Annotated in this window: 2 protein-coding genes; both read right to left on the reverse strand. The window is 68.0% G+C overall.

The features are described from left to right. Positions 1–359: 359 nt before the first annotated feature. Positions 360–2,480, reverse strand: coding sequence for a sensor domain-containing diguanylate cyclase (locus tag AC07Z7_RS24890; RefSeq protein WP_494768016.1), 2,121 nt, complete (start codon positions 2,478–2,480; stop codon positions 360–362). Between the two features lie 183 nt (positions 2,481–2,663). Beyond that, positions 2,664–3,287: a Crp/Fnr family transcriptional regulator gene (locus AC07Z7_RS24895; protein ID WP_094288002.1), complete on the reverse strand. Its 624-nt coding sequence runs from the start codon at positions 3,285–3,287 to the stop codon at positions 2,664–2,666. Between the last annotated feature and the right edge of the window lie 479 nt (positions 3,288–3,766).

Raw genomic sequence — 3,766 nt, forward strand, 5'->3', positions numbered from 1 at the left:
GGTTGTCCGAGCGGCGCGCGCAGCGCAAAGCGAGTTCCACGGCGCACCCCGCAACCGCCCCGACGCAGGTTTGCCCCGGAGCGAAGCGCAGGGGTCGCAGACTGGGGGTCGCCCTTTCTTTGGTGACTTTCTTTCGGCGACGCGAAAGAAAGTTACTCGCACGCCGGGCGACTCCCGGCCTCCGCCCTCAACACCAGCATGCTTTCAAACCAGCACGCCAAGGCTTCGACAAGCTCAGCCCGAACGGTTAGCGAGCCACATGAACTTAGGCAGTCCCAACCTTCACGGCCAGGAAATATTCACTACAAAAAACAATAGCTACCAAGGCATACCCATAAGGCGCCAGCAGCCAAAAAACCTCAAACCGGCCCCAACGCCATCCGCCCCGATGCCGACACCGTCGCCTGGCTCGCATGCCGCGTCTCCACCCGGTTGCGCCCCGCCCGCTTGGCGTCATAGCAAGCCATGTCCGCCGCATACAACACCGACGGCACATCCTGCAAACTCGCATCCAGCACCACCAGCCCGATGCTCACCCCCAGCGTGAAACTGCGCCCCTGGTACGACGGCTCCCAGGCATGCACCGCCACGCGCAGCTGCTCGGCCACCGCCTGGCCGCGTGCCAGGGCGCAGCCGGGCAGCACCACCGCAAACTCGTCGCCCCCCAGGCGCGCCGCCCAGCCGATCTGGCGCACCTGCGATGCCAGCAGGCGGGCCACATGGCGCAGCACATCGTCACCCGCGTCATGGCCCGCAATGTCGTTGACCACGGTGAAATGGTCCAGATCGAGGAACAACACCACCCCGTCGCCCTGCGGCTCGTTGCCGTCTTCGTCCTCTGCGGCACTGCGCTGGCGCGTGGAGCGCTCGGCCATCAGCAGGCCCAGGCGCTCGTCAAAAGCGGCGCGGTTGTAGAGCTGGGTGAGCGCATCGTGCGAGCGCTCCCAGGCATGCTGCACCTGGGCCTCGCGGGCGGCGGTGATGTCTTCCAGGATCCACACGGTGCCGCCGTGCATCTCGTCGGGCCGCACGCTGCGCCCCTGCACACGGGCCCACACGGGCGTGCCGTCCTTGCGCATGAAGCAGATGTCGCCGTCGAATGCGCCATGTGCGGCCATCTCGGAGCGCACGCGCTCGCCCACCTGGGCATAGTCGGCGTCGCTGGCGTACACGGTGCGTGCGGGGCGGCCCTGCAGCTCCTGCGCGGTGTAGCCCAGCATCACGCAGGCCTGGCGGCCCACCACGTCGAGCATGCCGTGGCGCGAGATGATGATGCCCACCGAGGCGCTGTCGAGCACGGCCTGGAACTGGCCATCGAGCGTGTCCTTGCGCTGCTGTTGCTGCTGGCCCTGCTGCACCAGGCCCTGGAACACGCGCACCAGCTCGCCGACCTCGCCGCCCGCGCGGGGCCAGTCCTGGTCGGTCGGGGGCTGCTGGTGCCGGGTGCTGGTCTTGAGCAGCTGGCGCGCCTTGTGGGTGAGCTGCGCCAGGGGCTGGGCCATCCAGCCCATCAGGGCCACGGCCAACAGCATGCACAGCAGCATGCTGGCCACGGCCAGCCACCAGGCCTCGCGCTGGGCGCCGCGCAGGGGTGCAAGCAATGCCTGCGAGGTGCTGACCCGCGCCACGATCCACTGCGGCAGGGGCATGCCCGCCATGCTCACGATGTGGTCGGGCTGCACATGGCTCATGCCCCGCCCCACCACGGGCTGGGCCTGGGTCAGCCAGCGCGCATACACCGGCGCCAGCCCGGCTTCATCACGCACCTGGCCCAGGATGCGGGACGAGTCGGAGTGCGAGAGGATGATGCCGTCGCGTGTGAAGACGATGAGCTGCGAGTCCTCGCGTGCGGGCAGTGTCATGGACGGGGGCAGCAGGCTTTGCGACTGCAGGCGCAAGGCCCCGGCCACCACGCCCAGCACGGTGCCGTCTTCGCGGTGCAACGGCATGGTGAACATCACACGCGGCTCGCCACCGCGCCCGGCGATCAACTCGGACACCAGGGGTTTGCCGTCCACCAGGGTGCGGCGCAGGGCGTCGCGCTCGGCCGGGTCCAGGTCGGCGGCTTTTTGCTGCTGCCCGGCACGCAGGTTCAGGCGCAGCTCGCCGTTGTCGCGGGCCACCTGCATGGTGTCGAAGAACTGCACGGCGGGCAAACCCTGCTGCAGCAGCCATTCGAGCGACGAGGGGGATTCGAGCATGCCGGGCGTGATGCCTGCGGCCACGGTGCGCAGCACCTTCTGGCTTTGTTCGATCTTGCTAGCCAGCAGGCGGGCCACCACCTCGACCTCATCGGTCTGCTGGTTGACCACCCGGCGCACGGCCTCTTGCCCCGACGCGCGCGTGACCAGCCAGGCCGCCACAGCCCCCGACAAGGCCACGGCCAGCGCTGCCACCAGCATGAGCCGCAGCACCAACGCACCCGGCACCAGCCAGCCGGGTGCGTCGTCGGGCGCAGCCGAGGGTGCGGGGGCCGTCATGGACACCCCGGCACAGGAGCGTCGCAGGCACGCGGAAGGTTAGGCATGGGGACGGGTCACAACAGACATGTCCCAACAAATATACGCAGCCCCCGGGGCCGGGAGCTTGGGTGGAACCCTTGGAAAAACGCAAGGAAAAACCCTGAGTGCGGCACCGCCCCGCTGCGCGGGGAAGGCGCGCCCTCAGCACCCCGCCATCGACTGCAACGCCCGGGGTTGGGGCAGGTTCAGCACGTTGCCGGTGCCATGGATGAGGCCCAGCTCCCGCAAATGGCGCAGCACGCGCGAGAAGGTCTCGGGGGCAATGCCCAACTGGGCGGCAATCAGGCGCTTGCGCTGGTGCAGCGTGACCTGCATGGCGCCCGAGGGGTCGGGTTCAGCGTGCTTGAGCAGCCATTGCGCACAGCGCGATTCCGCATCTTGCGCGAGGCGGCTTACCGCCAGTTCGGACTGCTGCCGGTAGCCTTGGGCCATGTCCAGCAGCAGGCCGCGCGCGCCTGCTGGCATGGCCGCCAGGCTGCGGCGGAATGCTTCAATCGGCAGGCGCCGCACCTGCAGGCGCGTGTCGGCCACCATGTCCACCGGAAAGGGCATGCCCATCAGGGCCGACGCGGCATCGAGCCAGAACGGCCCTTCCACCGCGCCCAGCTGGTGGCGCAAAAAGCCGTCATCCAGCACGCCGCGCAGCACGCGGCCGCTTTCCAGATGCAACACGGAGGTGAGGACCTCGTTGCGCCTGCGCAGCACTTCGCCGGGGGCGATCACCTCGGTGTCAGCGGGCAGGGAGAAAAGGGTAGAGGGCAGCATGGAAGCCACTTTGCCGCGCCGCCGCGCCCGGGGCATTGAGCAAGATCAAAGGCCCACAACGTCGCAAGCCGCGTCCTGCAAGGGTTTGCGCAAAAACACAAGAAAGCTGCGCGCGGACCTGCTACCGCCCACATGCCTGCACCCTGCCCTGCTTGCACTGCGATGGGATGTGTAGCTGTAAGAACCTGTGTCCGCAGAGGCACGGAAATTGCGGATTCCTGCGTGCGGGCCCGCTGCTGCACCACGGTGCACACCGGGCCGCAATCCCCTCCTCCCAACGCCGGGCGTCCGGCATTTCACTCCAGGAAAATCCATGAAAAAAAACCTGTCCACACTGTCTCTGTCCCTCTCGCTGGGCGGCGCACTGCTGCTGTGCACCACCGGGGCCCAGGCCCAAAGCTCGGTCCAGTTGATGGGGCTGACCGACGTGTATGTGGGCTCCATGAAAAATGCCGGTGATGCAGGCCGCAGCGCTGTAG

This window comes from Acidovorax sp. GW101-11A03 (assembly GCF_059424825.1).

What these genes read in the sequence shown, in the direction of transcription:
- AC07Z7_RS24890 (WP_494768016.1), bottom strand. Translation starts at nt 2,480, where the DNA reads ATGACGGCCCCCGCACCCTCGGCTGCGCCCGACGACGCACCCGGCTGG.
- AC07Z7_RS24895 (WP_094288002.1), bottom strand. Translation starts at nt 3,287, where the DNA reads ATGCTGCCCTCTACCCTTTTCTCCCTGCCCGCTGACACCGAGGTGATC.